The organism is Actinocorallia lasiicapitis (genome assembly GCF_054778695.1).
Window position 1 is genome coordinate 1 of the sequence record NZ_BAAGZI010000518.1, and the last position, 3,384, is coordinate 3,384.

Below are 3,384 nucleotides of genomic sequence, written 5' to 3' on the forward strand. Positions count from 1 at the left end.
GTCCGAGCAGTCGGCCGCCACCGCGAAGGATCTGGCGGCCGACGCCGCGCGCGGCCACCCCATCGCCGTCGCCGCGATGCGCCGCGCCGGACGGGCACTGGGCATCGCGATCGCCTCGGCCACCCATCTCTGCGATCTGGACGTGGTGGCGATCGGCGGCGGGCTCGCCCAGGCCGGGCCGATGCTGTTCACGCCCCTCGACGAGACCTTCCGGAACCACGCACGGATGCAGTTCGCGAAGAACGTCCGGATCGTTCCGGCGGAGCTCGGCCAGACCGCCCCCCTCGTCGGCGCGGCCGCCTTCATCTACGGCGAAGACCGCTACTGGAACGAGTAGGCGCGGGACGGGCTCAGGCCTCGCCGCCGGTCGTGCACGCGACCGGGGTGAGGTCCACGGTCTCGAAGTCGGCGAGCAGCACGCCGTCCGCGCAGGTCGCCGGGGTGCCGGTGACGGCCTGCCTCACCACCACGGGCGCCTTGCCGGGGGAGTGGAGCGTGGTCGCCGTGAGGTGCGCGGTCAGCCGCGTGATCCGGCCGGGCGCCTTGGGCTTCTGGACCGCGTACACGATCGTGTAGTCCAGGTCGACGTTCAGCCCGTTCGCGGCGGGACGGGCGGTCATCCCGCCCGTCACCTTGATCGTCTTGTTGGCCAGTTCGGCGCTGTCGGGGGAGATCCTGATCGCCAGCGGGGCCGCGGTGGGCTTGTCGGCGAAGGTCGCGGACGTCAGCGCCGCCCGCTCGACCAGCCCGCGGGCCGCCGTGTACGCCTGGGAGACCTCGGACGCCGAGTGCCCGCCGATCCTGGTCGCCGCGGGCGCGGCCAGCCCGGCCGTCCCGTTCGCGTACCCGTAGGCGGCCGTCCCGACGAACGGGGCGTTGGCCGAGATCTGCGGGTAAAGCCCCGGATCGGAGTTCTGGTACAGCGCCCAGACCCCGACCACCGCGACACCGAGGCTGGCGACGCCCAGCGCAGGACCATGACGGAGCATTCTGACCACCAACCTTGAGTAACGGGACGGTAACGAGGTTACGTTCCGTTACTCAAGGCGCAAAATCGGCGGCAGTTTTCCCTTACAGGGAGGGCTTGCCGGGGTTGTAGGCCCACTTGGCGAAGAACGCGGTCAGGTCCTGGCCCGAGATCTGCTGGGCGAGGGCCACATAGTCCTCGGTGGAGGCGTTGGAGTACTTGTACTTGGTGACCCAGGTGCGGCTCAGGTCGAAGAACGCCTGGTCGCCGATCTGCTTGCGCAGCGCGTGCAGGGTCATCGCGCCCTTGTCGTAGACGACCTCGTCGAAGATGTTGTCGCGGCCCGGGTCGGCCATCGGCAGCGCCCAGACATGCGCCGACGCCGGCTGGCCGTAGGTGTCGTCGAACGAGTCGTCGGCGGACTGGCCGCCCTGCGCCTCCGTGTACAGCCACTCGGTGTAGCTGGCGTAGCCCTCGTTGAGCCAGATGTCCTTCCACTGCTTCGGCGTCACACTGTCACCGAAGTACTGGTGGCCGAGCTCGTGGGCCAGCAGGGTCCCGCTGGGCAGCCTGCCCGGACCGCGGACCTCGTAGTACGGACGGCCCTGGGTCTCCAGCGCGTAGCCGACCGAACGCGGGTCGACGATGCCGCCCGTCGAGGCGAACGGCCACGGCGCGCCCCACGTCTTGGCGACCCAGTCGGTGACGTCGTTGCTCTGGTCGAAGAAGGTCTTCGACAGGGTCGGCGAGTTCACCAGGGTCGAGTCGATCGCGGTGATCGAACGGATGCCCGCGTCGGTCCTGCCGGTCGTCACGTCGTACTTGCCGATCGCGACCATCGCCAGCTCCGACGACATCGGCTGCTTCATCTTCCACTTGACCGTGGTCAGCCCGTCCGCGGTGACCTTCTCGCCCTGCTCGCCGTTGGCGATGGCCGTCAGGTTCGACGGGGTGGTGATGGTGTAGCTGTAGGTCGCCTTGTCGAGCGGGGTGTCGTTCACCGGGAAGAACGTGGCCGCGCCGATCGGCTGGTTCAGCGCGACGGCGCCGTCCGGAGTGGCGATCCAGCCGGAGATGCCGAGGGCGTCGTCGTCGATGCGCTGCGGGACGCCGTGGTAGGTGACCGTGGCCGAGAACGTCGCGCCGGCCGAGATCCCGTACTTCGGCGTGACGACCAGCTCCTGGTCGCCCGTCCGGGTGAACGTGGCCGGGTTGCTGCCGACCACGATCGCGTCGACCGTCAGCGGGCCGTGGAAATCGAAGTTGAACGAGGAAAGGTTCTGGGTCGCGACGGCGTTGACCTTGGTCGTGGCCTGGATGGCGCGGGTGGCCGGGTCGTACTTCAGCGTGATGTCGTAGCCGGAGACGTCGTAGCCGCCGTTGCCCATGCCCTCGGGGCCGTAGTAGGAGTCTCCAGCGTTGTCCGCACCGGGCGAGTAGACGATCTTGGCCTGGGCTGCGGGGCTGAAGGCCAGTGCGGCGACAAGGGACGCCGCTGCCACCGATGCGATGCGTTTCATGGAAAAACCCCTCCGAGACTCTCGATCTTCTTCTCGGAGACTGTCGAACCGGAAGAATCTCTACAAGATCTCAGGTGAAGGTGAGTCCGATTCGCAACAGAGTTGTCCTGGTCAGATCATGGATGCCGTGAACGAGCAGGGGTGGCTGGTCCGTGCGGTGACGCCCAAACCCGCGCCCATTCCCTGGCCCGCCGTCGCGCGCGCCGCGATCGCGATCAGCGCCGCGACCGCCGTGGGGCTGGCCGCCGACAACCCGGCCGCCGGGATGATCGGCGCGACCGGCGCGCTGTCGGGGGCGCTGCAGAACACGCCGCGGCCCTACCGGCTGCGCCTGGTCGGCATCGCGATCCCCCTGCTGGTCGGCGCGGTCGGGCTGATCGTCGGGGAGGCCGCCTACGGGCACGGCTGGGCGACGGTCGCGGTGCTCGTCGGGGTCGCGCTGGTGTCCGGGCTGATCAGCTCGGTGGGCGCGGTTTCGTCGGGGTCGGGGCTGATGCTGCTGCTGATGGCCGTCATCGGATCGGGGATCGCGCTGCCGGGACCGTGGTGGCACGCGCCCGCCTACCATCTCGGCGGGTCGTTCTTCTTCCTCGCGCTGGTGCTGCTGGGGTGGCCGTTCCGGGGGGCCGACCCCGAACGGGAGGCCGTCGCCGGGGTGTACTTCGCGATCGCCGACGTCATCGAGAGCGCGGGCGGGCAGAGCGAGGACACGGCGCGGCACGCGCTGGCGCCGGCCGTCAACGCGGCGCAGGACGTGCTGATGCGGCACCGCCTCGGCGAGCAGGGCCGCGACGAGGAGATCCGGCGGCTCACCACGATGCTCAACGCCGCCACCCCGCTGCTGGAGGCCATGGCGCTGCTGCACGACCGGCCCGCACCGGCCGGGTTCGCGCAGGC

4 protein-coding genes are annotated in these 3,384 nt (G+C 69.9%); 2 read left to right on the plus strand and 2 right to left on the minus strand.

The annotated features are described in order from the left end of the window. The coding region (locus ACYVE7_RS31355; protein WP_460369848.1) for an ROK family protein at positions 1 to 337 on the plus strand (337 nt) is incomplete at its 5' end. 13 nt (positions 338 to 350) lie between these two features. Here ACYVE7_RS31355 and ACYVE7_RS31360 read toward each other — a convergent pair. Further along, positions 351 to 998, minus strand: a complete 648-nt coding sequence (locus ACYVE7_RS31360) for a hypothetical protein (protein ID WP_460369849.1) — start codon at positions 996 to 998, stop codon at positions 351 to 353. 73 nt (positions 999 to 1,071) lie between these two features. Next, positions 1,072 to 2,487 carry a M1 family metallopeptidase gene (locus ACYVE7_RS31365; protein ID WP_460369850.1) on the minus strand — a complete coding sequence of 472 codons (1,416 nt, stop codon included), beginning with the start codon at positions 2,485 to 2,487 and terminating at the stop codon, positions 1,072 to 1,074. A gap of 127 nt (positions 2,488 to 2,614) precedes the next feature. Here ACYVE7_RS31365 and ACYVE7_RS31370 point away from each other — a divergent pair. Then, positions 2,615 to 3,384: hypothetical protein (locus ACYVE7_RS31370; RefSeq protein WP_460369852.1), on the plus strand; the 770-nt coding region annotated here is incomplete at its 3' end.